22 protein-coding genes are annotated in these 20,916 nt (G+C 52.7%); 14 read left to right on the forward strand and 8 right to left on the reverse strand.

Annotated features, from left to right (window positions below; translation table 11 throughout):
- Positions 1 to 157: 157 nt before the first annotated feature.
- The 3 genes from LRS40_RS09195 to LRS40_RS09205 form a co-directional block, all read right to left on the reverse strand.
- The gene (locus LRS40_RS09195) at positions 158 to 379 is read right to left on the reverse strand and encodes a lipoprotein (RefSeq protein ID WP_142487310.1); all 222 of its coding nucleotides are present in this window, start codon (positions 377 to 379) and stop codon (positions 158 to 160) included.
- A gap of 318 nt (positions 380 to 697) precedes the next feature.
- A complete protein-coding gene (locus tag LRS40_RS09200) occupies positions 698 to 3,811 on the reverse strand; it encodes an efflux RND transporter permease subunit (protein WP_231313562.1) in 3,114 nt (1,037 codons plus the stop codon).
- A 10-nt stretch (positions 3,812 to 3,821) separates the two neighbouring features.
- The gene (locus LRS40_RS09205) at positions 3,822 to 4,961 is read right to left on the reverse strand and encodes an efflux RND transporter periplasmic adaptor subunit (RefSeq protein ID WP_231313563.1); all 1,140 of its coding nucleotides are present in this window, start codon (positions 4,959 to 4,961) and stop codon (positions 3,822 to 3,824) included.
- A 394-nt stretch (positions 4,962 to 5,355) separates the two neighbouring features.
- On the opposite strand from LRS40_RS09205, the gene envR reads away from it, so the two are divergent.
- Positions 5,356 to 6,003 (forward strand): acrEF/envCD operon transcriptional regulator, encoded by a 648-nt coding sequence (gene envR / locus LRS40_RS09210; protein WP_231313564.1) that lies wholly within the window; start codon positions 5,356 to 5,358, stop codon positions 6,001 to 6,003.
- 14 nt (positions 6,004 to 6,017) lie between these two features.
- Here envR and LRS40_RS09215 read toward each other — a convergent pair whose 3' ends face one another.
- Positions 6,018 to 8,099, reverse strand: a complete 2,082-nt coding sequence (locus tag LRS40_RS09215) for a bifunctional diguanylate cyclase/phosphodiesterase (protein ID WP_231313565.1) — start codon at positions 8,097 to 8,099, stop codon at positions 6,018 to 6,020.
- Positions 8,100 to 8,226: 127 nt separating this feature from the next.
- Positions 8,227 to 8,391: a DUF2556 family protein gene (locus LRS40_RS09220; protein ID WP_142487305.1), complete on the reverse strand. Its 165-nt coding sequence runs from the start codon at positions 8,389 to 8,391 to the stop codon at positions 8,227 to 8,229.
- A gap of 402 nt (positions 8,392 to 8,793) precedes the next feature.
- On the opposite strand from LRS40_RS09220, the gene LRS40_RS09225 reads away from it, so the two are divergent.
- The 3 genes from LRS40_RS09225 (at position 8,794) to LRS40_RS09235 (ending at position 11,339) form a co-directional block, all read left to right on the forward strand.
- Complete coding sequence (locus LRS40_RS09225) at positions 8,794 to 10,014, forward strand: site-specific integrase (protein WP_231313566.1); 1,221 nt, start codon at positions 8,794 to 8,796, stop codon at positions 10,012 to 10,014.
- The gene (locus tag LRS40_RS09230) at positions 10,011 to 11,039 is read left to right on the forward strand and encodes a DUF6387 family protein (protein WP_231313567.1); all 1,029 of its coding nucleotides are present in this window, start codon (positions 10,011 to 10,013) and stop codon (positions 11,037 to 11,039) included. Before LRS40_RS09225 ends, LRS40_RS09230 begins: the two co-directional genes overlap by 4 nt.
- A 99-nt stretch (positions 11,040 to 11,138) precedes the next feature.
- A complete protein-coding gene (locus tag LRS40_RS09235) occupies positions 11,139 to 11,339 on the forward strand; it encodes an AlpA family transcriptional regulator (RefSeq protein ID WP_231313568.1) in 201 nt (66 codons plus the stop codon).
- Between the two features lie 120 nt (positions 11,340 to 11,459).
- On the opposite strand, the gene LRS40_RS09240 is transcribed toward LRS40_RS09235, so the two are convergent.
- Positions 11,460 to 11,639, reverse strand: a complete 180-nt coding sequence (locus LRS40_RS09240) for a hypothetical protein (RefSeq protein WP_231313569.1) — start codon at positions 11,637 to 11,639, stop codon at positions 11,460 to 11,462.
- A gap of 127 nt (positions 11,640 to 11,766) precedes the next feature.
- Here LRS40_RS09240 and LRS40_RS09245 point away from each other — a divergent pair, with 127 nt between their 5' ends.
- The 10 genes from LRS40_RS09245 (at position 11,767) to LRS40_RS09290 (ending at position 19,376) form a co-directional block, all read left to right on the forward strand.
- Complete coding sequence (locus tag LRS40_RS09245) at positions 11,767 to 12,018, forward strand: host cell division inhibitor Icd-like protein (protein WP_231313570.1); 252 nt, start codon at positions 11,767 to 11,769, stop codon at positions 12,016 to 12,018.
- Entirely contained in the window at positions 12,011 to 12,229 is a 219-nt protein-coding gene (locus LRS40_RS09250) for a hypothetical protein (protein ID WP_231313571.1), read from the forward strand. Before LRS40_RS09245 ends, LRS40_RS09250 begins: the two co-directional genes overlap by 8 nt.
- Positions 12,222 to 12,422 (forward strand): hypothetical protein, encoded by a 201-nt coding sequence (locus tag LRS40_RS09255; RefSeq protein WP_231313572.1) that lies wholly within the window; start codon positions 12,222 to 12,224, stop codon positions 12,420 to 12,422. Before LRS40_RS09250 ends, LRS40_RS09255 begins: the two co-directional genes overlap by 8 nt.
- Before the next feature lie 4 nt (positions 12,423 to 12,426).
- Positions 12,427 to 12,726, forward strand: coding sequence for a DUF4222 domain-containing protein (locus tag LRS40_RS09260; protein WP_231313573.1), 300 nt, complete (start codon positions 12,427 to 12,429; stop codon positions 12,724 to 12,726).
- A complete protein-coding gene (locus LRS40_RS09265) occupies positions 12,723 to 14,834 on the forward strand; it encodes a DUF927 domain-containing protein (protein ID WP_231313574.1) in 2,112 nt (703 codons plus the stop codon). Before LRS40_RS09260 ends, LRS40_RS09265 begins: the two co-directional genes overlap by 4 nt.
- Before the next feature lie 629 nt (positions 14,835 to 15,463).
- Complete coding sequence (locus LRS40_RS09270) at positions 15,464 to 15,676, forward strand: hypothetical protein (protein ID WP_231313575.1); 213 nt, start codon at positions 15,464 to 15,466, stop codon at positions 15,674 to 15,676.
- Positions 15,673 to 17,601 carry a ClpP-like prohead protease/major capsid protein fusion protein gene (locus LRS40_RS09275; protein ID WP_231313576.1) on the forward strand — a complete coding sequence of 643 codons (1,929 nt, stop codon included), beginning with the start codon at positions 15,673 to 15,675 and terminating at the stop codon, positions 17,599 to 17,601. Before LRS40_RS09270 ends, LRS40_RS09275 begins: the two co-directional genes overlap by 4 nt.
- A 224-nt stretch (positions 17,602 to 17,825) precedes the next feature.
- Positions 17,826 to 18,014 (forward strand): DUF1441 family protein, encoded by a 189-nt coding sequence (locus tag LRS40_RS09280; protein ID WP_231313577.1) that lies wholly within the window; start codon positions 17,826 to 17,828, stop codon positions 18,012 to 18,014.
- Positions 18,001 to 18,615, forward strand: coding sequence for a tail assembly protein (locus tag LRS40_RS09285; RefSeq protein WP_231313578.1), 615 nt, complete (start codon positions 18,001 to 18,003; stop codon positions 18,613 to 18,615). The genes LRS40_RS09280 and LRS40_RS09285 overlap by 14 nt, the downstream gene beginning before the upstream one ends.
- 74 nt (positions 18,616 to 18,689) lie before the next feature.
- Complete coding sequence (locus tag LRS40_RS09290) at positions 18,690 to 19,376, forward strand: hypothetical protein (protein WP_231313579.1); 687 nt, start codon at positions 18,690 to 18,692, stop codon at positions 19,374 to 19,376.
- Positions 19,377 to 19,549: 173 nt separating this feature from the next.
- On the opposite strand, the gene fis is transcribed toward LRS40_RS09290, so the two are convergent.
- Both fis and dusB read right to left on the reverse strand, forming a co-directional pair.
- Positions 19,550 to 19,846, reverse strand: coding sequence for a DNA-binding transcriptional regulator Fis (gene fis / locus LRS40_RS09295; protein WP_000462905.1), 297 nt, complete (start codon positions 19,844 to 19,846; stop codon positions 19,550 to 19,552).
- 23 nt (positions 19,847 to 19,869) lie between these two features.
- A complete protein-coding gene (gene dusB, locus LRS40_RS09300; RefSeq protein ID WP_231313580.1) occupies positions 19,870 to 20,835 on the reverse strand; it encodes a tRNA dihydrouridine synthase DusB in 966 nt (321 codons plus the stop codon).
- Between the last annotated feature and the right edge of the window lie 81 nt (positions 20,836 to 20,916).

Raw genomic sequence — 20,916 nt, forward strand, 5'->3', positions numbered from 1 at the left:
TTATGGCGTGAATATTAGAAGTCAGCAAGCTGTGAATAACATCACGTCGCTGGATTGAAAAGAAAATAAAACAGCAAAAAGATGTGAGTAAATGCAGGTTTATTTATTAACCTAAATCGGAAAAAGCAAAAGCGCGAACGAATTCGCGCTTTCCGGATTACTTAGACACGGCAATGATGCCCAGCGTCAGGCCTGCAACAGCTGCTGCGCCACCGGCTATCGCCCCTGCAGTTTCCCAGTTGTCCTGTGTGGTCCCTTTCATACAGGTATTGGTATGAACCAGTCGGCCTTGATCGTCGTATGTCGGTACGCACGGAGAGTCGTGCGCGCAGCCCGCAAGTAACGCGGTAAGGAGTGCAACCGAAATGAATCTTTTCATGGTGTTACCTCAAAATGAAATCTAACTTTGCGATATAGTCAGTAAGGTCTTCTGCAAAGCTGATGGCTATATTACCACCGCTTAAAAACAGCCATGAAGAGTGAATAATCTCAAATTATTTGGATTGTAAAAAAGATGGAGGAATCCTTCTTACGCATGCCAATTATGGAGAGATAAGGGAGGCGGATTGATTAAATGTGCAAGTTAAAAATCGCAAGCAAACAATTCATTGGCGTGCTAATTAATAAGAGGAATATATAGGTAAAACGAATTTTTTGTTTATTATCATAAATAAAGGCGCCGAAGCGCCTTTATCGATTACTGTTCCTGATGACGCGTAAAGCGTCTGCGAACCACCACAAAGAAGACCGGCACAAAGAAGATAGCCAGCAGGGTGGCCGACAGCATGCCGCCCATCACCCCGGTACCGACGGCGTTTTGCGCGCCGCTGCCAGCTCCGTGGCTGATGACCAGCGGCATCACGCCGAGAATAAACGCCAGCGAGGTCATCAGGATCGGACGCAGGCGCATGCGGGATGCCTCCAGCGTGGCTTCAACAATGCCTTTCCCCTCTTTCTCCATCAGGTCCTTGGCAAACTCGACGATCAGAATGGCGTTCTTTGCCGACAGGCCGATAGTGGTGAGCAGACCCACCTGGAAATAGACATCGTTATTCAGCCCACGCAGGGAGGCGGCCAGCAGGGCACCTACCACCCCTAAGGGCACCACCAGCATCACCGAGAACGGAATCGACCAGCTCTCATAGAGTGTAGCAAGGCAGAGGAACACTACCACCAGCGAGATGGCGTACAGGGCGGGTGCCTGGTTGCCTGACAGCCGCTCCTGGTATGACATCCCCGTCCAGTCGTAACCAATACCTGTAGGAAGCTTCGCCGCCAGTTGCTCCATTAACACCATCGCTTCACCGGTACTTTTCCCTGGCGCGGCCTCACCGAGGATCTCCATGGACGGGGTACCGTTATAGCGTTCGAGGCGCGGCGAACCGTAGATCCAGTGCGACTGGCTGAATGCCGAAAGCGGCACCATTTCACCGCTGGCGCTGCGAACATACAGGCGATTGATATCCTCGGGTAGCATCCTGAATTGCGCATCCGCCTGGACATAAACTTTCTTCACCCGGCCACGATCGATGTAGTCGTTAACGTAGGTCCCCCCCAGGGCGGTAGAGATGGTCTGGTTGATGTCCGACACGCTAACCCCCAGCGCCTGGGCCTTTTCCTGATCGATATCCAGCTTAAACTGCGGCGTATCTTCCAGACCATTAGGCCGCACGCGAACCAGCAGATCGGAGTGGGCTTTGATCATGCCCAGCAGCTGGTTTCGGGCCTGCGTCAGCTGGTTATGACCCAGGTTGGCCTGGTCAATCAGCTCAAAGTCGAAACCTGTCGCGGTACCAAGTTCAATAATGGCGGGCAGGTTAAACGGGAAAACCAGCCCATCTTTGATCTTGCTGAAGGCCCGCGTGGCACGGCTGACGATGGCCCCAACGCTGTTAGCGGCACCCGGGCGCTCCTCCCAGGGTTTAAGGCTGATAAACGCCACGCCGGCATTTTGCCCCTGGCCGCTGAAGCTGAAGCCGTTAACGGTAAAGACCGACTCGACGTTGGCTTTTTCGGTGGTGAGATAATAGTGCTCAACCTGATCCAATACCTGCTGAGTGCGGGTTTGGGTGGCGCCCGCCGGGAGCTGCACCATGGTCATAAAGACGCCCTGATCCTCTTCTGGCAGGAACGAAGTCGGCAGGCGCAGGAACAGTACCGCCATGCCGCCGACAATCAGGACATAGACCACCAGGTAGCGGCCGGTCTTACGCAGAATATGGCTGACGCTGTTGCTGTAGTGCGCCACGCTCCTGTCGAACAGGGCATTAAACCAGCCGAAGAAGCCGCCTTTGTGCTCATGATGCTCGCCCGGCGCTTTAAGCAGGGTGGCGCACAGCGCTGGGGTGAGGATCAGCGCCACCAGTACGGAAAGCGCCATCGCGGAGACAATCGTCAGGGAGAACTGACGATAAATCGCCCCGGTAGAACCACCGAAAAAGGCCATCGGGATGAACACCGCCGACAGCACCATGGCGATGCCGACCAGCGCCCCCTGGATCTGCGACATCGATTTTTGCGTTGCCTCTTTTGGCGGCAGCTTCTCCTCCACCATCACGCGCTCGACGTTCTCCACCACCACGATGGCGTCATCCACCAGCAAACCTATCGCTAACACCATGCCAAACATGGTCAGGGTGTTGATGGAGAAGCCAAACGCCGCCAGTATCGCGAAAGTGCCCAGCAGCACCACCGGCACGGCGATGGTCGGGATCAGTGTAGCCCGCAGGTTTTGCAGGAACAGGTACATCACTAGGAAGACGAGAATGATGGCTTCAAACAGCGTCTTCACCACTTCATGAATGGAGATCTTCACAAAAGGCGTGGTGTCGTAGGGGTAGACCACCTTCAGCCCCTGCGGGAAGAAGGTCTGCAGCTGCGCCAGTTTGCTTTTGATCGCCGCAGCGGTATCCAGCGCGTTGGCACCGGTGGCGAGCTTGATCCCCAGCCCGGTCGCCGCCTGGCCGTTAATTTTGGTCACCATGTTGTAGTTTTCACCGCCGGGCGCAATCCGGGCCACATCTTTCAGATGCACCATCGATCCGTCCTGATTGACCTTCAGGGTGATGTTGCCAAACTCTTCGGCGGTTTTCAGGCGCGTCTGGGCGATGATCGAGGCGTTGAGCTGTTGGCCCGGCACCGACGGCGTACCGCCCAACTGACCGGCGGCAATCTGGTTATTCTGGGTTTTGAGCTGATTGATCACGTCCAGCGGCGTCAGCTGATAGGCGTTCAGCTTATTCGCATCCAGCCAGATACGCATCGCATACTGCGCGCCAAACAGCTGCACATCCCCCACGCCGGAGGTGCGGCTGATGGCATCCTTGACGTTAGAGGCCACATAGTCAGAGATATCGTCCTGGCTCAGGTCCTTATTGTCCGAGACGAAGCCCGCTACCAGCAGGAAGCTGCTGCTCGATTTCTCCACGCCGATCCCCTGCTGCTGTACTTCCTGCGGCAGCAGCGGCATCGCCAGCTGCAGCTTGTTCTGCACCTGAACCTGGGCGATATCCGGGTCGGTACCCGACTGGAAGGTCAGGGTGATGGTCACGCTGCCCGCCGAATCGCTGGTGGAGGACATGTACATCAGATTATCGATGCCGTTCATGTTCTGCTCGATCACCTGGGTCACCGTATCCTGCACCGTCTGCGCGTCTGCGCCGGGGTAGGTCGCCGAGATCGCCACGGCAGGCGGGGCAATGGTGGGATACTGGGCGATCGGCAGCTTCAGGATCGCCAGCCCGCCCGCAATCATCAGGATGATGGCAAGAACCCACGCAAAAACCGGGCGCTGAATAAAGAAGTTGGCCATGCTCTGTTCCTTATCCCGCTTTCTGCGCGGCGGTATCTGGCGTTGCGATAACCGCGACGCCAGGACGCACTTTTTGCAGCCCGCTGACGATCACCCGATCGCCCTCCTGCAGGCCGTCAGCGATCAGCCATTGATCGCCAATTGCCTGAGGGGCGACAACGCTTCGCGCTTCGGCCTGATTTTTCGCATTCACCACCATCACGCTGGCCTCACCGCGTGGGGTGCGAGTGACCCCCTGCTGCGGCACCAGGATGGCGTGGGGCTGGATGCCCTCATCAATGCGCGCCCGGACAAACATGCCGGGCAACAGGATATGCTGCGGGTTGGGGAAGATCGCCCGCAGGGTAATGGAGCCGGTGCTCTCGTCCACGGTGACATCGGAGAACTGCAGCGAGCCTTTCAGCGGGTACGGCTGCCCATTCTCCATCAGCAGCTGTACGCTGCTGGCGCCATCGCCCGTCTGCAGGCTGGACTGCTTAAGACGCATAAAATCGTTGCTGGATTGGGTCACATCGACATAAATCGGATCCAGCTGCTGCACCGTAGCCAGCGCCGAGGCCTGGCCGTTCGCGACCAGCGCTCCTTCGGTGACGCTGGATTTGCCGATACGCCCGCTGATAGGGGATGTCACTTTGGTATAAGCCAGATTAATGCGCGCGGTCTCGACGGCCGCCTTGGCCGCAATCACCGAAGCATCGGCCTGCCGGGCAGTGGCAACGGACTGATCGTACTCCTGCTTACTGACGTACTGGGTGCCCATGAGCGGTAAATAGCGTTTCACGGTCAGGTGGGCGATGTTGGCAGCGGCCTGAGCTTTGGCCAGCTCGCCTGACGCACTGTCAAAGGCAGCCTGATAGGTGGCCGGATCGATCTGATACAGCGATTCCCCTGCTTTTACGTCGCTGCCCTCGGTAAAGTTGCGCTTCAGGACAATGCCGCTCACCTGGGGGCGAACCTCTGCGACGCGATACGCATCGGTACGGCCTGGCAGTTCGGTGGTAACAACCAGCGGTGCGCTTTTCACAACATGGACCACAACCTGCGGTGAAGGCGGCTGCTGGGCTTGTTCACTGTGGTCATCACAACCCACGAGTAATGCGGCACCGATGATAAAACCGGATAAGGGTAAATACCTGAAATGAGGCGTCATGGCTATTCCTTCAAAATCATCAACCCGCATTAACCGACAGCGGTTAAGCGTTAAGAGGAGGTAAACAGAAAACGGCGGGCGCCATAATAAAGAATGGCCGGGCGGCTTTTTGATTTATAAGTGCGGAGAAAGAATTGAAGAGAAAAAAAACGGGGCTGAATGTGATTAAACAACGGGATAGCATTTCAGATTATGGATTCACATCCCTTTTGCTTTAGATGTACATATGTGTTTAATGAATGAAATCATATTCAAATATCATTGAGATTTATAAATTAAGCGCGTTGACGTTTTTTGTTCAAAATTATTTTCCGCAGTGATGGATAATTCACGTTCTGACGATTATCACCGTTGTTTGATAAATGTAATTAATCCGTTAATAGAGTGACTCCCTATGGCGCGCAAAACGAAGGCCGAGGCGCAGAAGACACGCCAGTTGTTGATTGAGGCAGCGATCGAGCAGTTTGCCGTACGGGGTGTGGCAAACACCACGCTGACCGATATTGCTGATGCCGCCAGCCTGACCCGGGGGGCCGTTTACTGGCATTTCAGCAGCAAAACGGAGATATTTAATGCCATCTGGCAGGAGCAATGCCCGCTGCGCGAGATAATCCGCGGTTTGTTATCTCAGGGAAAAGAGGACGATCCGTTATTTATTTTACGTGAACTGTTTGTTACCGCTTTGCAATATATTGCCCGGGATCGTCGCCAGCGCACGCTATTGCAGATCCTGTATCACAAATGCGAATTTGAATCGGGCATGATTTCAGAATATGAAATTCGGGAGCGGATCGGCTTCAACTATGAAAACGTTCGCCAAATCCTGAAAAAATGCATTGCGGCAGGGCGTATTTCAGCGCAGATCAATATCGATATGACGTTAATTGTTTTTCACGGCTTTTTTTGCGGGCTGATTAAGAACTGGTTAATGAGCCCGGAAAGGCTGGATCTGTATCAACAGGCCCCGGAGCTGGTGGATAACATCCTCTCGACGTTACCGGCGGCCCCGGCGGCGCGCCGGTTTTTTGAGGCCGCCTCGTAGCGGAACCGGCCCGGTCAGATTTGCTGCGCCAGCATGGCTTGCGGATCGTGGCTCAGGGCCTTAATGGTCTGCGCCGAAACGGGTTTTCCCAGCAGATAACCTTGCAAGGTGTTACACCCCAGCTCGGTCAGAAACGTTTGTTGCTCCTGGGTTTCCACCCCTTCGGCAACCACCTTCAGGTTGAGGGTCTTTGCCAGCGCCACAATGGCGGAAACGATAGTGGCATCGTCACCTTCGCCGTTGAGATCTTTGACAAACGCCCGATCGATTTTCAGCTCACAGGCCGGCAGCTTTTTCAGGTACAGCAGGCTGGAATAGCCCGTACCAAAATCATCGATGGACGCTTTCACCCCCGCCTGCGTCAGTTCGGTCAGCACCCGCACGCTCTCATCCGGGTTATTCATGGCCGTCGTTTCGGTCACTTCCAGGATCAGGGTATGGGGCGGAATTCGGTGTCGCGCCAGGCTGCTCATCACCGTATCTACCAGCTGGGGCTGTTCAAACTGTAGCGTGGAGAGGTTCACCGCCATCGACCATTCTGTATGCCCTTCAAGATGCCAGACGCGGAGCTGGCGGCAGGCCTCATCGATCACCCAGTTACCGATAGGGATAATCAGCCCGCTCTTTTCTGCCAGCGGCAGGAACTGGTCAGGGGATAACAACCCCTGCGAAGGATGCTGCCAGCGCAGCAAGGCCTCAAAGCCAACGATGGGGCCAACCGGGGCCTGGAACTTCGGCTGATAAACCAGATGCAGTTCCTGGCGATCCTGCGCCAGCCAGAGATCGTTCATCAGCTGCAGCTGTTTCTGCGCCAGGGTGTTCATCGACGGCTGGAAGAAATGGTAGCCGTTACGCCCCATATGCTTGGTGTGGTACATCGCCGCATCGGCGTTAAACATCAGCTCCCGCTGGTTTTTACCATCGTGCGGATAGATAGCAATCCCCACGCTGAGGGTCACCATCAGGTCGTACAGCTCAAGGCTGAAGGGCTGGTCGATCGCATGCACCAGCGAGCTTGCCAGCGATGCGGCATCATTCGGGGTATCGATCTCGGCCAGCAGCACAAACTCGTCGCCGCCAATACGGGCAAGGGTGTACTGACCTTTCAGCGGCAGTTCCAGACGTTCGGTAACGGCAACCAGCAGCTTATCACCGGTGTCATGCCCGTAGGCATCGTTGACGGCTTTGAAGCCGTCCAAATCCATAAACAGCAGCGCGAAGAGCTTCCCTTCGCGATCGGCTTTGTTAATCGCCTGTTCAAGACGGTCCTCCAGCAGGACGCGGTTTGGCAGGCGCGTGAGCGTGTCGTGCAGCGCCAGCTGCGCCAGTTCGCGGTTCGCTTCCGCCAGCGACGAGGCCAGAAGGGCGGTGCGGGCCTGTAGCCTGGCATCAAACATCGAGACCAGCAGCGTAATGCCCAGAATGGAGAGCGCAACGACGCTCACCAGCACCGCCAGCCAGCTGCCGTTTACGCCCTGATGATGCATATGGGTCTGAACCGGGAACTGGGCGGCCTTCATCCCCGTGTAGTGCATGCCGGCAATGGCAACGCCCATCAGCACGGCGGCGCCCGCACGCATCAGCGCGACCTGGGCGGCATCGCGACGCAGACGAAACGTGAGCCACAGGGCGGCCAGCGAGGCGAGCAGGGCAATCACTACCGACAGCGCAACCCAGCGCATATCCCAGACGATAGCGGGCTCAACCTGCAATGCCGCCATTCCGGTGTAGTGCATCGCGACGATGCCGGTGCCAAGAATCACTGCGCCGGTGGACAAACGACGCCTGCGCAAGTGATCCCGGCTCACCAGCCAGAGGGCGAACAGTGAGGCACCGATAGCAATGAACATCGAGAGGGCCGTTTGCGGCAGGTTATAGTTCAGCCGCATGGAGACATCCATCGCCAGCATGCCGATAAAATGCATGGCCCAGATGCCGATACCCATGGCAATACCGCCGCCCGTCAGCCAGATACGTGCCGCGACGCCCGTACTGCCAACAACCCGGCCTGCCATATTCAGGGCGGTGTAGGAGGCAAGAATGGCGACAACAAAAGAGATAACCACAAGAAGTTGGTCGTATTGGCTAACCAGCATGATCTCATCAACTCAGACGCAGGGAGGTATTACGTGATACCGGGTGTGACGGGCTGAGACATTATCATCCAACAGGGATGCCTCAAAGGCTTTTAAGCCCGCACATTTTTCGAGGGAAACCAGGGGATTAATCCAGATCCGAGCAATTGATGAGCTTGAGTGGGTTCACCGAATCCATGTTGCGGCATTTGTCCGTTTCCGTAGACATCAACTCAATCCACTGCATTATCAGTGCATCAAAAAGGAAAACGCTAATCGCGAAGACGACTAACCACCCATACTTACGGATCATTCGGAGTTTCCGACAACAAAGGAAAAAGAGTGCAGGAAATATACACGAAAAATAGCGGCTGAGAAGTGGGCAGACGGATGTTTACGTTTCGGCTGTTAGCAGCGTGATGAGGGGAGCAAAACGGGGAGAGGCAGGGCATAAAAAAAGGCGCTTCCCCATGCCGGTTCGCGCCTTTTTATACAAGCATTTAGCTAATCGAAATTAGTTCATGCCGTATTTTCAAAACCTACGTTTATTGCCGTTCGGCTATGATTGGCATTGTTCGGCTATCCACATGATATAAAACAATAAATAAGTGTTTGTCGTTTGCCTTTGTTCATTGCTGTTCATAGAGTAACATTGCAATGTGCAGTCAGTGGTGCAGTCAGTTTGGCGCGCCGAATGATATGAACTGAGGTTTTCATGGCTGGTGGAACGAACAAATTAAGCGACGCTTCGCTGCGTAAAATGCTGGGTCGGGAAAGCCCCGGAGACAGCTTTTATGCTGACGGCGATGGACTCAGCGTGAAGGTGTCCCGGGTGGGGATCCTGACCTGGTATTTCACCTTCCGGATCGGCGGTCGGGAATCCACATCGCAACGCATCAAACTGGGGAACTACCCCGACCTTTCTCTCAAAGCTGCGCGCGAGAAACGCGAACAGTGCCGGTCATGGTTGGCTGAAGGTAAAAACCCAAAACACCAGTTGAGCGTGACTACCCAGGAAACGCTAAAGCCGGTAACGGTTAAAGAAGCCCTGGATTACTGGATCAGGGAGTACGCCACCCATAAGCGCGCGAATGCCCACAAACACATCGAGCAGCTGAATAAGCATATCTTTCCTTACATAGGTGATTACCCGCTATCGATGTGCGAAACCAGGCACTGGCTGGAGTGTTTCGCCCGGGTGAGGAATGAAGCGCCGGTGGCCGCCGGCTACCTGCTGCAGATGTGTAAGCAGGCTCTGAAGTTCTGCCGCGTGCACCGCTATGCAGTAAGTAACGTTCTGGACGATCTGACCATCGACGATGTTGGCCGCAAACAGAACAAGCGCGACAGGGAGCACACCCGTCAGGAGCTGACGGATATCTGGCGGGAAAGTACCGGGATGAAATTTAAGCCGTACTATGCCGCATTGCTGCATTTGCTGGTGGCATTCGGTTGCCGTACTCAGGAACTGAGATTATCTAAACCCGGTGAGTGGGATTTACAGGACTGGATCTGGACGGTACCGAAAGAGCACAGCAAGGGCGGAGAAAAGATACTACGGCCAATTCCCGTAGCTGTGCGCCCATTCGTCAAAAGTCTGGTCGCACGAAATAAGGATACGGGCCTGTTACTGGGAGAGCTGAAGAAACCTGAAGCTGTTAGCCAGTGGGGGCGAACTATTCACAAGCGCATGGGGCATGAGAAGTGGACGCTTCATGATCTGCGCCGGACATTTTCTACGACGCTTAACAACATGGGGATCGCTCCGCATGTTGTGGAGCAGCTGCTGGGCCACACGCTCGGTGGAGTAATGGCCGTTTACAACCGTAGCCAGTATTTGCCGGAAAAGTTAGACGCGCTGAATAAATGGATGGAGCGATTAGAACTCCTCAGCGAGAACCATGAAAATGTTATTTTGATGACGGTGGCAAAATGAATATTGACTTTAAAAAAGTAGTGGAAACGTTAGTAAAATCATTATTGCAAACAGATATAGATTTTGAAGAGTTAAAACAAAAGCATGGAATAACCATTCCGAAAGTTAATGAGATTTCAGATTTTGATTTAAAGAACATCAGAGTTAATAGCAAAAAAAATCTCCCTGATGGATTCAAATTAGAAAAATATGACGCCTTGGAGACGTTAACTGATGAAGAGCTTCTCTATCAATTAGAGAAGAGACTAACGCTGAAGCGCGAAGTAGATGAATCCATAGGTTATTGTAAAGGCACTCATCCGGAATTATTAAGTGATACAGATGGGATAATCAGCCTCATGTTTCTCTTAATGAAGAATAGACGAAAGGTTAATGATCTACTTGAGAAGCCGTTAGAGATAGTGCGGTTTGACCAATCAAATGATGAAAGTCGTTCATCTTTCTATGGTTCATCCGCACAGGGTATTGAGCCGATAAGAAGAATTTCAGTTGATAATATTAGACGCACAGACTCTTTGCATGGTGAATGGGTGGGAACAAAGGTTATTGAGTCATCAGAAGTACAACTGGAGTGGCTTGAAAGAGATGAAGAGGGATATGACAATTATTTATGGGAAAGTGTCTCACATATATCTGAGTTGAAAAAAGAAGGTGAAATGTGGATTGCTGTGGATCTATATCAAAACGATGAGGTTTTGATTACTAATTTCGCTAAATTACTAGATAAGTGGCGGAGTGAGCTTGGCGTTGAACTGAAAAAACCTTCGATAGGTTCATGGGATATCACCAAGAGAAAAATTATAGAATATAAAATAATACCAATGATTGACTTAGAATTATGGGCGTCGATGAGTGCAAAAAAGATAAATCATGGTGTTTTGGCTGTTGCCCTGTTCCCCCTTGGCGACGGAAATATGGATAGTTTCAAAATCGCACAAACCGTCAAACCGTTTATCGGGAAAGTACTGAACAAAAACTCTTTAGAAAAAATTAGATGGGAAATCTCTAAAGAAACGAATACATGAGCGATTTACTGATAATTTAAAAAGTTACTTTAGATAGTTTTAAGAAAAACCGTCCTATCTAGAATGCCCTTGAACCGAAATGAACGAGGGCAATTATCAATGAACTTAAATCACCAACCTACTGAACGTACTATCCGTGAGCCTGAGTGTCGTCAGATCACAGGCCTCTGCCGAACTACCCGTTACATGATGGAGAAAGACGGTACATTTCCTACCCGTCGGAAATTGGGTGGCCGCGCTGTTGGCTGGCTTTTGTCGGAAATCACTGCTTGGCAGCAGAACTGCACAAAAGCAGCGTGAGGTAGGTATGGCACATAAAACAAAGGCGGCCTTGCAGGGCCGCCAGTGGGATCATTCGAAACAAAATCAGCATACCAGGGCTTCGGCTGGTGGTCAAAGCCAGAACAAAGCAACTCTAATTCAGCTCTTGGGTTCAATACCACGTTGCTGCAGCTCTTTACGGATGATGCGTTTTATCCAAGCAGATACAGAAGCATCGCCGTCTTGGGCCAATGCCTGCTTTATTCCTTCTTCCAGACCAGGTTCTACACGCAATGCGATCTGCTTATTACCTTTGCTTTTAATCTCGATGGTTGACATTTGGTTGACACCTGATTACCTTGTAGTGGTAGTCAAGTGTATGACAGGTGCATACCAAAAAGCAACGCCCCGGAGTGCGGGAACACTACCGAGGCGTCTAACCAAACCGTTATACGAGGTAACAGTTATGGCTGATCAACAGCATACCCAAACTCACCCCAAATTTACATGGTTGTTCCTGGCAACCCCCGTGCGTCATGCGGACGCTTGTCCGGTAGTTGTCCGTTTTAATGCGGACACGGAAGAAAAGGCCCGCGGCGCGTTCCCCGGCTGGAATCTCGTTTTCGCTGCGAAGATCCGTTCTGAGTGCTCACTCTATCAATATGCCAACGGTACATATGGATTAAACATTTCTGGGCTGGAGGTGCGTCATGGCTAACTCAACACTGAAAGTTGATGATCTCCCGGCCTACATGGATGCACATAGCGTTCTCCTTCAGGCCTCCAGTCTGCAAATGGCACTCGAGATATCGGCGTTCGATATGGAGCGAGGCGATCTTGTTGCGGCAATGTGCGGTATTCGCGGCCTGACTCTTAAGGCGTGTGAGGCGCTGGAGAAAATGAAGAATCTGGAGGTGCGTCATGCTTAATCAGGCACCGGTTCTGAATGTCGGTCTCCACGTCGCCCCTGGGTTCTCGGGTCGTGTCCTGCTTTATATCGAAAACGGCGTAGTTAAGTGCGATACACCGCTTATGGCCGATGAAATTATCGGTACGCCGACTTTGTTCAATCAACTGCTTGAACGCGCCGGATATCGCGTAGCACCAGTCCAGAAGGGTTAATATCATGAAAAAGAAAAATAGCGGCTTAACTGCTGCGGGCCAGACTCTGCCTGCGATCCTGCCCGGCGATATTTACACGGACAATCGCGGCGAGCACGTCACGGTGCAAAAGGTTACTGACAGCCGGATTACGTTCATTCGAGATGGCTACACGGGGGAGTGCGTTTCTTCTGTACTGCGCTTTGAAAAGGAGTTCAAGCCCGCGGTTAAACAGACATTCAGTGAGTGGTGCCGGGCTACCGATACGGCCGGAAAAATTAAAAACCTGCGCGCGATTATCGCAGCTAAGAGAGCGGAAAAATGAAGAACGCGCCAAATCTGAAATGTCTGCCAAAAGACAAATTCACTGAAGCGATTATCTTTGCCGGTGCTGACGCGTGGATCCACGCCAACAACTGGCATCGGGGCAACCCGGCAGGGGACGACGTTCCCCCGATCACTCTTGGGCCGAAGCAGCTGGTGGACCTGAATAATGTCAAATTCATCGATGCAGGGCGCCGCTTCGTCCGCGTTTACCGCGCCGGAACACTAAGCGAAACTCAGGCGACAGCAATAGCCACCCGACTGGCGCTGGCAGATGTACGGGAAGCCCGCTTTTATTCAGAGTCGCTTGAACTGCTGGAGGACTGGTCACCACGTCTGGCTGGGCTCAAGGAGGAGGCAGAACGCGGGGAAAGTGTGGTCGTGAAGTTACCCGTTGCTGACTGGAGTTTTGAGAATCCGGCAGATGAACTGAAACCGCGTGTGGAAAGCCGGCATGACGGGATCTACTGGATAACACCGAAGGTGGATAAAGATAGCGGAGAAATCATCAACCATGAAACGTGGCTGTGTTCAGCGCTCGAGGTTGTTGGATCCGGCAGTGACGGCGCGGAGCGTTATCTCGTTTTACGCTGGGTATCAAGCAACGGGACGGTGACCCGGGCTATCCCGTGCGCAGACGTGGGAGAGCGCGAAGGGTGGCGGGTACTGAAATCAGGCGGGGTTCAGGTGACAACCAAAAGCACGTTTCGCGCAATTCTGGCCGACTGGCTGCAGCAGAGCGGGGCCGGGCAGGAGTGGCGGATCAGTCACACATCGGGCTGGCACTATGGGGCGTACATCATGCCGGATGGTGAAGTTATCGGGGAACCAGAAACCCCGATTCTGTTCAACGGTCGCAGCGCCGCCGCGGGAGGTTACGCGGTTGCAGGAACGGCTGAGAGCTGGCGCAATTGCGTGGCGCGTCTGGTGACCGGTAACCCGTCGATGATGCTGGGTGTGGCTGCGTCGATGGCGGCGCCGCTAATCGGGCTGGTGGGCGCTGAGGGGTTCGGGGTTCACCTGTTTGAACAGTCCAGCGCCGGGAAGACGACAACGGCGAATATTGCCAGCAGTATCTGGGGCGAACCGGATGCATTGCGCCTCACCTGGTACGGTACTGCGCTGGGCATTGCCAATGAAGCGGAAGCCCATAACGACTGTCTGTTACCACTGGATGAGGTCGGCCAGGGCAGCAGCGCCAAGGATGTGGCCACGTCCGCGTATACCCTGTTTAACGGCGCGGGTAAGCTGCAGGGAGCAAAAGAGGGTGGCAACCGGGAGCTTAAGCGCTGGCGCACAGTGGCGATCAGTACCGGGGAAATGGACATTGAAACCTTTCTTTCCGCTGGTGGGCTGAAAGTGAAGGCGGGCCAGCTGGTGCGCCTGCTGAATGTTCCGATGGAGAAGGCGACATCGTTCTGTGGTCTGGAGAACGGTAAAGCACACGCCGATGCGCTTAAAAGTGCATGGATCGAAAACCACGGCGCTACCGGACGGGAATGGGTGCGCTGGCTTGCAGGCCACCAGCAGGAGGCCAAAGATGCCGTGCGGGAGGCACAGGCACGCTGGCGTGGACTTATCCCGGCCGATTATGGTGAGCAGGTACACCGGGTGGCGGAGCGTTTCGCCATTCTTGAGGCGGCTTTATTGCTGTCCGGGCATCTGACCGGGTGGGGTGAGCTGGCGAGCCGTGACGCCATTCAGCACAGCTTCAATGCCTGGGTGAAAGAGTTTGGCACCGGTAATAAGGAGCATCAGCAAATCGTCGAGCAGTGCGAAGCATTCCTGAATGCGTATGGCCTGAGCCGCTTTGCCCCTCTGCCTTACGATCCGGCCAGTCTGCCAGTGAGTAACCTTGCCGGATATCGCAAGCGCAAGAGCAGCCATGATGATGCGCCGCTGGTGTTCTATACCTTCCCGGCAACCTTTGAGAAGGAGATCGCCCAGGGTTTTAATGCCAGGCAGTTCGCCAGGGTGCTGGCTGCTGCAGGTGTGCTTTCCGGTTCAGCTGACGGTCAACGCTTCCAGCAGAAGTCTCCCCGCATTGACGGGCGGCAAATTAACGTTTATGTCCTTCAGTTTGCGCCAGAGGGAACGGACGGAGAGTAAAGACGACTTACATATGTGAGGTGTTTTTTACGTGGTTCACGTGGTTCAGTAGGTAAGTATAAATATCATGTCTTTGTTTAATATGGATTTTATAGGGAAAAACTGAACCACGAGTGAACCACGAAAAGGGCAATTTGAACCACGAAACAGGTTATTTGAACCACGAGATAAAAATCAGATTGGGGTGAACCACGTAAAAAATGGCTTACGTGGTTCAAATCGGTAGTTACGTGGTTCAGGATTTTGAAGAAAACCCTTACAAAACAATAATCTTTACAAATTGAACCACGTGAACCACGTGAACCACGTATGTTCTGTATATATACGCGATAAAAAAGCGCCGATTTTCAGGACCAATAAAGCAATCACACCTGACGCACTTAACAGTGCCAACTGCAAGGGCCCGCCACATCAGGTTCTGCGTTGTAACCCCCTCTCTGTACTTGCTGTATACAAAATGGGTCAAAATCCTCTATGACGCCCGTCCTGTCTGGCTTTGCTCTGTAGCCATCAATAGCAGGCAATGTTATCTAAATCTCATAAATCTATTTTTCTGATAAAAATACGTTTACTTACCACTTTTGGTGATCAATCATCATATCCTGTTTACTTATCCAGTAGAGGACACCATGAGTAACATTAACGATTTAAACCTGGGTGAACTAAAAGGCGGATCAGTTCACTTGGATGCGCAGACTGTTTTACGCCTCAAACAATACCGTATCGATCACCTGAATACTCATCCCGGTAAACCAGTGCCCGACGTATCAAAGCTGGTGCGTCATGCCGTAAACGCCTGGCTTGATGAGAACGGGTTTGCTGCCGTGGCAGGTGAAGAATGAAGAACTGGTACAGCATCAAAGCATCAGCAGCTGGTGGCGCGGCTGACATCCACATTTACGACGAGATCGGCTACTGGGGCATTACTGCGAAGAAATTCGTGAGTGACCTGAAAGCCATTTCAGATGCCTCCAGTATCAACCTGCACATCAACTCCCCGGGTGGTGACGTATTTGACGGCATCGCCATCTACAACGCCCTTAAAGGCCTGGGCATTCCGATCACCGCTTATGTTGACGGCCTGGCCGCTTCAATGGCTTCCGTCATTGCGATGGTCGGCAATCCGGTAATCATGCCGGCGAATGCGATGATGATGATCCACAAGCCGTGGGGCGCATCGAGTGGCGACGCTAATGCAATGCGTGATTACGCAGACCTCCTGGACAAAGTAGAGAGCGTGCTGATCCCGGCATACGTCGAGAAAACCGGGAAAACTCCAGAGGCCGTGGCCGCAATGCTGGAAGACGAAACCTGGCTTACCGGCGCTGAGTGCGTAGAGCATGGTTTTGCAGACCAGGTTACTGAATCGGTGCGTGCCATGGCCTGCATCGAATCCAAACGAATTGAGGAATTTGAACATATGCCTGAATCACTGAAAGGAATGATCACCAGTCCGAAAGCGTCCATGACCGGCGCCGCACCAGAACAGGACCGTATTAACGGCATTAAGGATCTGTTCGCAACGTTCGGTGGTAAGCACGACGCGCTGAAGATGCAGTGTCTCGAGGATGCTGGTTGTACCACGGAAAAGGCTAAAGACCTGCTACTGGCACAGATGGGGCGTGATTTCACGCCGTCCAATAAGGCTCACATCCATGCAGGGAACGGCAATATTACTGGCGATGGCATTCGTCAGGGCCTGTATGCGCGTCTGGGCCATGAGCGTGCAGAGCGGGGCAACCCATACGCAATGATGAGCCTGTTTGAAATGGCGCAGGCCTCGCTGGTGGATCGTGGTATTGGCATCAGCAGTTTTGGCAACCGGTCGCAGATTGTGAACCTGGCGTTTACGCACAGCAGCAGTGACTTTTCACATATCCTCGCTGGTGGCGCTGAAAAGTCAGTGCTGGCAGGCTGGCAGAACAGCGGCGAGACCTTCCAGCAATGGACCAAAGCGGGCTCGCTCAGCAACTTTCATGAAGCGAAGCGCGTTGGCCTGAATGGATTCTCTAAGCTGCGTCAGGTACGTGAAGGCGCTGAATATAAATACATCACCACAAGTGATAAAGGCGTACCTATCGCGCTGGCCACTTATGGTGAGATCTTCTCCATCACCCGCCAGGCAATCATCAACGATGACCTCACTCAGCTGAGCACCATCCCGACCGCTATGGGGCGCGCTGCATCCCGTACGGTTGGCGAGCTGGTCTATCTGGTGTTGACCACCAACCAGGCATTCACTGACGGTAAGGCACTGTTCCACGCTGATCACAAGAACATGATCGCACTGGACATGAGCACTGAAGGCCTTGATGCCGCGCGCAAAGCTATGCGCTTGCAGGAGGATGCCAATGGCGATCCGGTGAACGTCACGCCATCATTCCTCATTGTGCCAGCAGCACTCGAGGGGGCAGCTAACAGAGCTTTGCTGTCCATGTCCTCTTTACTCCAGATTGGTACGCAGGACGTCAATGGGCAGACAGTGCCTATGTATAACCAGAACGCGGGGATTGCGAACGTGGTGAAAGACATGGCGCAGGTCATCGTTGAGCCACGGCTTGATAAGCACAACGCCAAAGAGTGGTATGTAACCGCTGCCCAGGGCATGGACACGGTTGAGGTTGCATATCTCGACGGGATGGATTCACCGTACCTTGAACAGCAGGAGGGCTTCACGGTCGACGGCATCGCATGGAAGGTCCGTATCGATGCTGGCGTCGCGCCGCTGGACTATCGCGGTCTGGTCAAATCGACTGGCAAGCCGTAAGGCGCAGAGGCGGCGAAAGCCGCCCATCGCCGCCCGGATCGGTTGGGTCCTCCCGGTGGGGCGACCTGCCACGAGGCGGCGGGCACGCGGAAAACGGCTAGTTTTTGGATTCTATGGTCATCATCATCATCTGCTAACTCTCTGATTTTATTATGATGAGTTTTAACAAAAAATGAAAAGATGATGAATTGTATGTTTTCTGTTCATCATCATAAGGGGGAGCGATGCGGCAGATAAAGCTGACAATCAGTGAGCTCGCTGCAGTCACCGGCATTCATCGCCAGACCATATCCAGGCGCCTGAAAGATATTGAATCTTTACCGGGCAGCAGCTGTAAGAAAAAAATCTACGATTTGAAAACGGCTTTAATGGCGATCTATTGCAGTGAGGGGAAACATCATGCAAAGCAGTGAAGTAATGACAACCATCAAGCTGAGCGGCCCGCTGATCGGCCTGTTTGGCAGGGAGCATCAACGTTTAATAAGCTCAACGCGTGAGGTGTTCAACGCTCTGTCTGCTACGTTGCCAGGTTTTCAGCAGTATATGACCACAAGCAAATCCCGCGGGCTGACGTTTGCTATCTTCGTTGATAAGAAAAATATTGCTGAGGATGACCTCGATTTTCCGAATGGTGGCAAGGTCGTTCGGATTGTACCCGTCATTATCGGTAGCAAACGAGCTGGTGTACTCCAAACCATTCTCGGCGCGGCGCTTGTTGTTGTCGGGGCTATTGGAGCTTTTACTCCTTTTGGACAGGCTTTAGGGGGTGGTGTGTGGGGATCTGTAACAATGAAAATCGGTGCAGCGATGATGGTCGGCGGGGTAGCACAAATGTTGTCGCCTCAACCTACAGGCCTGTCCAGCAAACAGGATGCCGATAACCGAGCCTCTTATGCGTTTGGGGGAGTAACGAACACCGCTACCCAAGGCTACCCGGTACCGCTGCTTTACGGTAAGCGCCGTATAGGTGGTGCGATTATTTCTGCCGGAATTTACGTCGAAGACCAACAGTAATATCTGCATTAAGGGGATTGAATTTGGCACAATTAACCACACATAAAGGCTGGATAACCTCATAGGAATGGAAAATGGCTGGTCAATTAGACGAAGCAGCAAAGCAAATCCTCGGAACCCTGCTGGCAGATTTTACTGATAGGGGGTTAACAGCTCAGGATTTGAAAAGTCGTTATGAAGGGCCGCAAATCTTGTCTGTGGCAACCGCTGTTTGCAATATTGATGATATAACCCAAGTAGATTTTGATGTTGCCTTTTCTGACCTTGAGAAGCAAAAACTCATTAATACCGGGCCGATGAAGCCATATGAAAACCCTCCTGGAAACAACATCTTCATTGTAGGAATGTTCAGTGCCAGAGAGTTCGTATTCTTAACAGAAGAGGGCTACAAAGCTGCCAGAAAGGCTCCGAACCGACCCCAGCGGGTCAATCGCGTAGTAAATCATGTGCATATTTCAGGTGGGCATTTTGGTCATCTTCAACTTGCGAATGGTGAGCATGTTAACCAGAACATGACTATTGCTGAGAATAGCGATTCAGAAATCGTATCCAAGCTCATTTCCATCCTGGAGGAGCAAGGACAGATAGTTAACAAATCTCAATGTGCTGATCTCGCTGCAGCTGTTGCGGCGGCAAAAGACGGTGATGGGAAAGAGGCTAAATCTCTGATGGCTAAAGTATGCGGCCCTGTTTGGGAATCCGTACAACCGGTGATGTGGCCGATAGTCGGAGAATTACTCAGAAAAAGTCTTGGGCTTTGATTCCATACTTTCTCAAAGGGCTGCTTATGTGGCCTTTTTTTATGGCCTTACATACGTCCTATGTTCAGCTTCGTTCATGGCATTGTGCAGTCAGTGGTGCAGTCATTTTAATAAAAAAGGCGCGTCCCCATGCCGGATAGCGCCTTTTTAAACAAGCATTTAGCTAATCGAAATTAGTTCATGCCGTACTTTTTCAGTTTCTTACGCAGCGTACCACGGTTGATGCCCATCATCAGGGCAGCACGGGTCTGGTTACCGCGGGTGTATTGCATCACCATGTCCAACAGGGGCTGTTCAACTTCAGCCAGTACCAGCTCATACAGGTCGTTAACGTCCTGACCATTCAGTTGAGCAAAATAGTTCTTCAGTGCCTGTTTAACCGAGTCACGCAGGGGCTTTTGAGTTACTTGATCCTGAGAGTTAACGGTGGAAACGGTCAGTACGTCAGAATTTACGCGTTGTTCGAACATAGTTCTGTCAGCTCTTTATTTCATTACGCAAGATTTTCGAAGTATGCCTCCAACGCCTCCAGCTGATCGCTGGCATCCTCTATGGCGTTGAATGTGCGCCGAAACTGGTCATTTGGAGCGTGCTCCTGGAGATACCAGGAGACGTGTTTACGCGCAATTCGGTACCCTTTTGTCTGACCATAAAAGTCATGCAATTCCCGAACGTGCGAACAAAGCAAGCGCTTAACCTCTGCCAGCGGCAGCGGGGCAAGCAGCTCCCCAGTGTCCAGATAATGCTGGATTTCCCGAAAGATCCAGGGTCTTCCCTGAGCCGCACGTCCTATCATCAGAGCATCAGCTCCCGTATAGTCGAGCACAGCTCTGGCTTTAAGCGGGTCAGTAATGTCGCCATTCGCGATAATCGGAATGGAAACTTTCTGCTTAACTGCCCGAATGCTGTCGTATTCAGCTTCGCCGTTGAACAAACAGGCGCGGGTGCGTCCATGTATGGTCAGGGCCTGAATGCCACAATCTTCGGCCAGTTGGGCAATCTCTACACAGTTACGGTGATCCGGCGACCAACCCGTGCGAATCTTCAACGTAACAGGAACGTCCACTGCGCTGACAACCGCCGTCAGGATGGACTTCACCTGGTCGGGGTATTGCAGAAGGGCTGAACCTGCAAGCTTGCGATTCACCTTTTTGGCCGGGCACCCCATATTGATATCAATAATCTGGGCACCACTTTCCACGTTAATACGCGCGGCGTCTGCCATCTCTTCAGGCACGCTCCCGGCAATTTGCACGGTGCGGATACCTGGTTCGTCAATGTGCACCATCCGAAGACGGGATTTATCGCTTTCCCAAACCTGCGGGTTAGACGACATCATCTCAGAAACGGTTAATCCTGCTCCCATCTCATAGCACAGCGTCCTGAAGGGCCGGTCGGTAATACCTGCCATAGGTGCTGCGATCAGGCGATTTCTGAGCTGGTGGTTTCCGATACGCATGAGTTAAGAAATGACCATACTGTGACTGCAAGGCGGCGTATCTTACGCATTTTTTGCACGAGATGAAAGGCCAAACTTTGA

Source organism: Leclercia sp. G3L (assembly GCF_021117075.1).
Classification (GTDB): domain Bacteria; phylum Pseudomonadota; class Gammaproteobacteria; order Enterobacterales; family Enterobacteriaceae; genus Enterobacter; species Enterobacter adecarboxylatus_C.

What these genes read in the sequence shown, in the direction of transcription:
- LRS40_RS09195 (WP_142487310.1), bottom strand. Translation starts at nt 379, where the DNA reads ATGAAAAGATTCATTTCGGTTGCACTCCTTACCGCGTTACTTGCGGGC.
- LRS40_RS09200 (WP_231313562.1), bottom strand. Translation starts at nt 3,811, where the DNA reads ATGGCCAACTTCTTTATTCAGCGCCCGGTTTTTGCGTGGGTTCTTGCC.
- LRS40_RS09205 (WP_231313563.1), bottom strand. Translation starts at nt 4,961, where the DNA reads ATGACGCCTCATTTCAGGTATTTACCCTTATCCGGTTTTATCATCGGT.
- envR (WP_231313564.1), top strand. Translation starts at nt 5,356, where the DNA reads ATGGCGCGCAAAACGAAGGCCGAGGCGCAGAAGACACGCCAGTTGTTG.
- LRS40_RS09215 (WP_231313565.1), bottom strand. Translation starts at nt 8,099, where the DNA reads ATGCTGGTTAGCCAATACGACCAACTTCTTGTGGTTATCTCTTTTGTT.
- LRS40_RS09220 (WP_142487305.1), bottom strand. Translation starts at nt 8,391, where the DNA reads ATGATCCGTAAGTATGGGTGGTTAGTCGTCTTCGCGATTAGCGTTTTC.
- LRS40_RS09225 (WP_231313566.1), top strand. Translation starts at nt 8,794, where the DNA reads ATGGCTGGTGGAACGAACAAATTAAGCGACGCTTCGCTGCGTAAAATG.
- LRS40_RS09230 (WP_231313567.1), top strand. Translation starts at nt 10,011, where the DNA reads ATGAATATTGACTTTAAAAAAGTAGTGGAAACGTTAGTAAAATCATTA.
- LRS40_RS09235 (WP_231313568.1), top strand. Translation starts at nt 11,139, where the DNA reads ATGAACTTAAATCACCAACCTACTGAACGTACTATCCGTGAGCCTGAG.
- LRS40_RS09240 (WP_231313569.1), bottom strand. Translation starts at nt 11,639, where the DNA reads ATGTCAACCATCGAGATTAAAAGCAAAGGTAATAAGCAGATCGCATTG.
- LRS40_RS09245 (WP_231313570.1), top strand. Translation starts at nt 11,767, where the DNA reads ATGGCTGATCAACAGCATACCCAAACTCACCCCAAATTTACATGGTTG.
- LRS40_RS09250 (WP_231313571.1), top strand. Translation starts at nt 12,011, where the DNA reads ATGGCTAACTCAACACTGAAAGTTGATGATCTCCCGGCCTACATGGAT.
- LRS40_RS09255 (WP_231313572.1), top strand. Translation starts at nt 12,222, where the DNA reads ATGCTTAATCAGGCACCGGTTCTGAATGTCGGTCTCCACGTCGCCCCT.
- LRS40_RS09260 (WP_231313573.1), top strand. Translation starts at nt 12,427, where the DNA reads ATGAAAAAGAAAAATAGCGGCTTAACTGCTGCGGGCCAGACTCTGCCT.
- LRS40_RS09265 (WP_231313574.1), top strand. Translation starts at nt 12,723, where the DNA reads ATGAAGAACGCGCCAAATCTGAAATGTCTGCCAAAAGACAAATTCACT.
- LRS40_RS09270 (WP_231313575.1), top strand. Translation starts at nt 15,464, where the DNA reads ATGAGTAACATTAACGATTTAAACCTGGGTGAACTAAAAGGCGGATCA.
- LRS40_RS09275 (WP_231313576.1), top strand. Translation starts at nt 15,673, where the DNA reads ATGAAGAACTGGTACAGCATCAAAGCATCAGCAGCTGGTGGCGCGGCT.
- LRS40_RS09280 (WP_231313577.1), top strand. Translation starts at nt 17,826, where the DNA reads ATGCGGCAGATAAAGCTGACAATCAGTGAGCTCGCTGCAGTCACCGGC.
- LRS40_RS09285 (WP_231313578.1), top strand. Translation starts at nt 18,001, where the DNA reads ATGCAAAGCAGTGAAGTAATGACAACCATCAAGCTGAGCGGCCCGCTG.
- LRS40_RS09290 (WP_231313579.1), top strand. Translation starts at nt 18,690, where the DNA reads ATGGCTGGTCAATTAGACGAAGCAGCAAAGCAAATCCTCGGAACCCTG.
- fis (WP_000462905.1), bottom strand. Translation starts at nt 19,846, where the DNA reads ATGTTCGAACAACGCGTAAATTCTGACGTACTGACCGTTTCCACCGTT.
- dusB (WP_231313580.1), bottom strand. Translation starts at nt 20,835, where the DNA reads ATGCGTATCGGAAACCACCAGCTCAGAAATCGCCTGATCGCAGCACCT.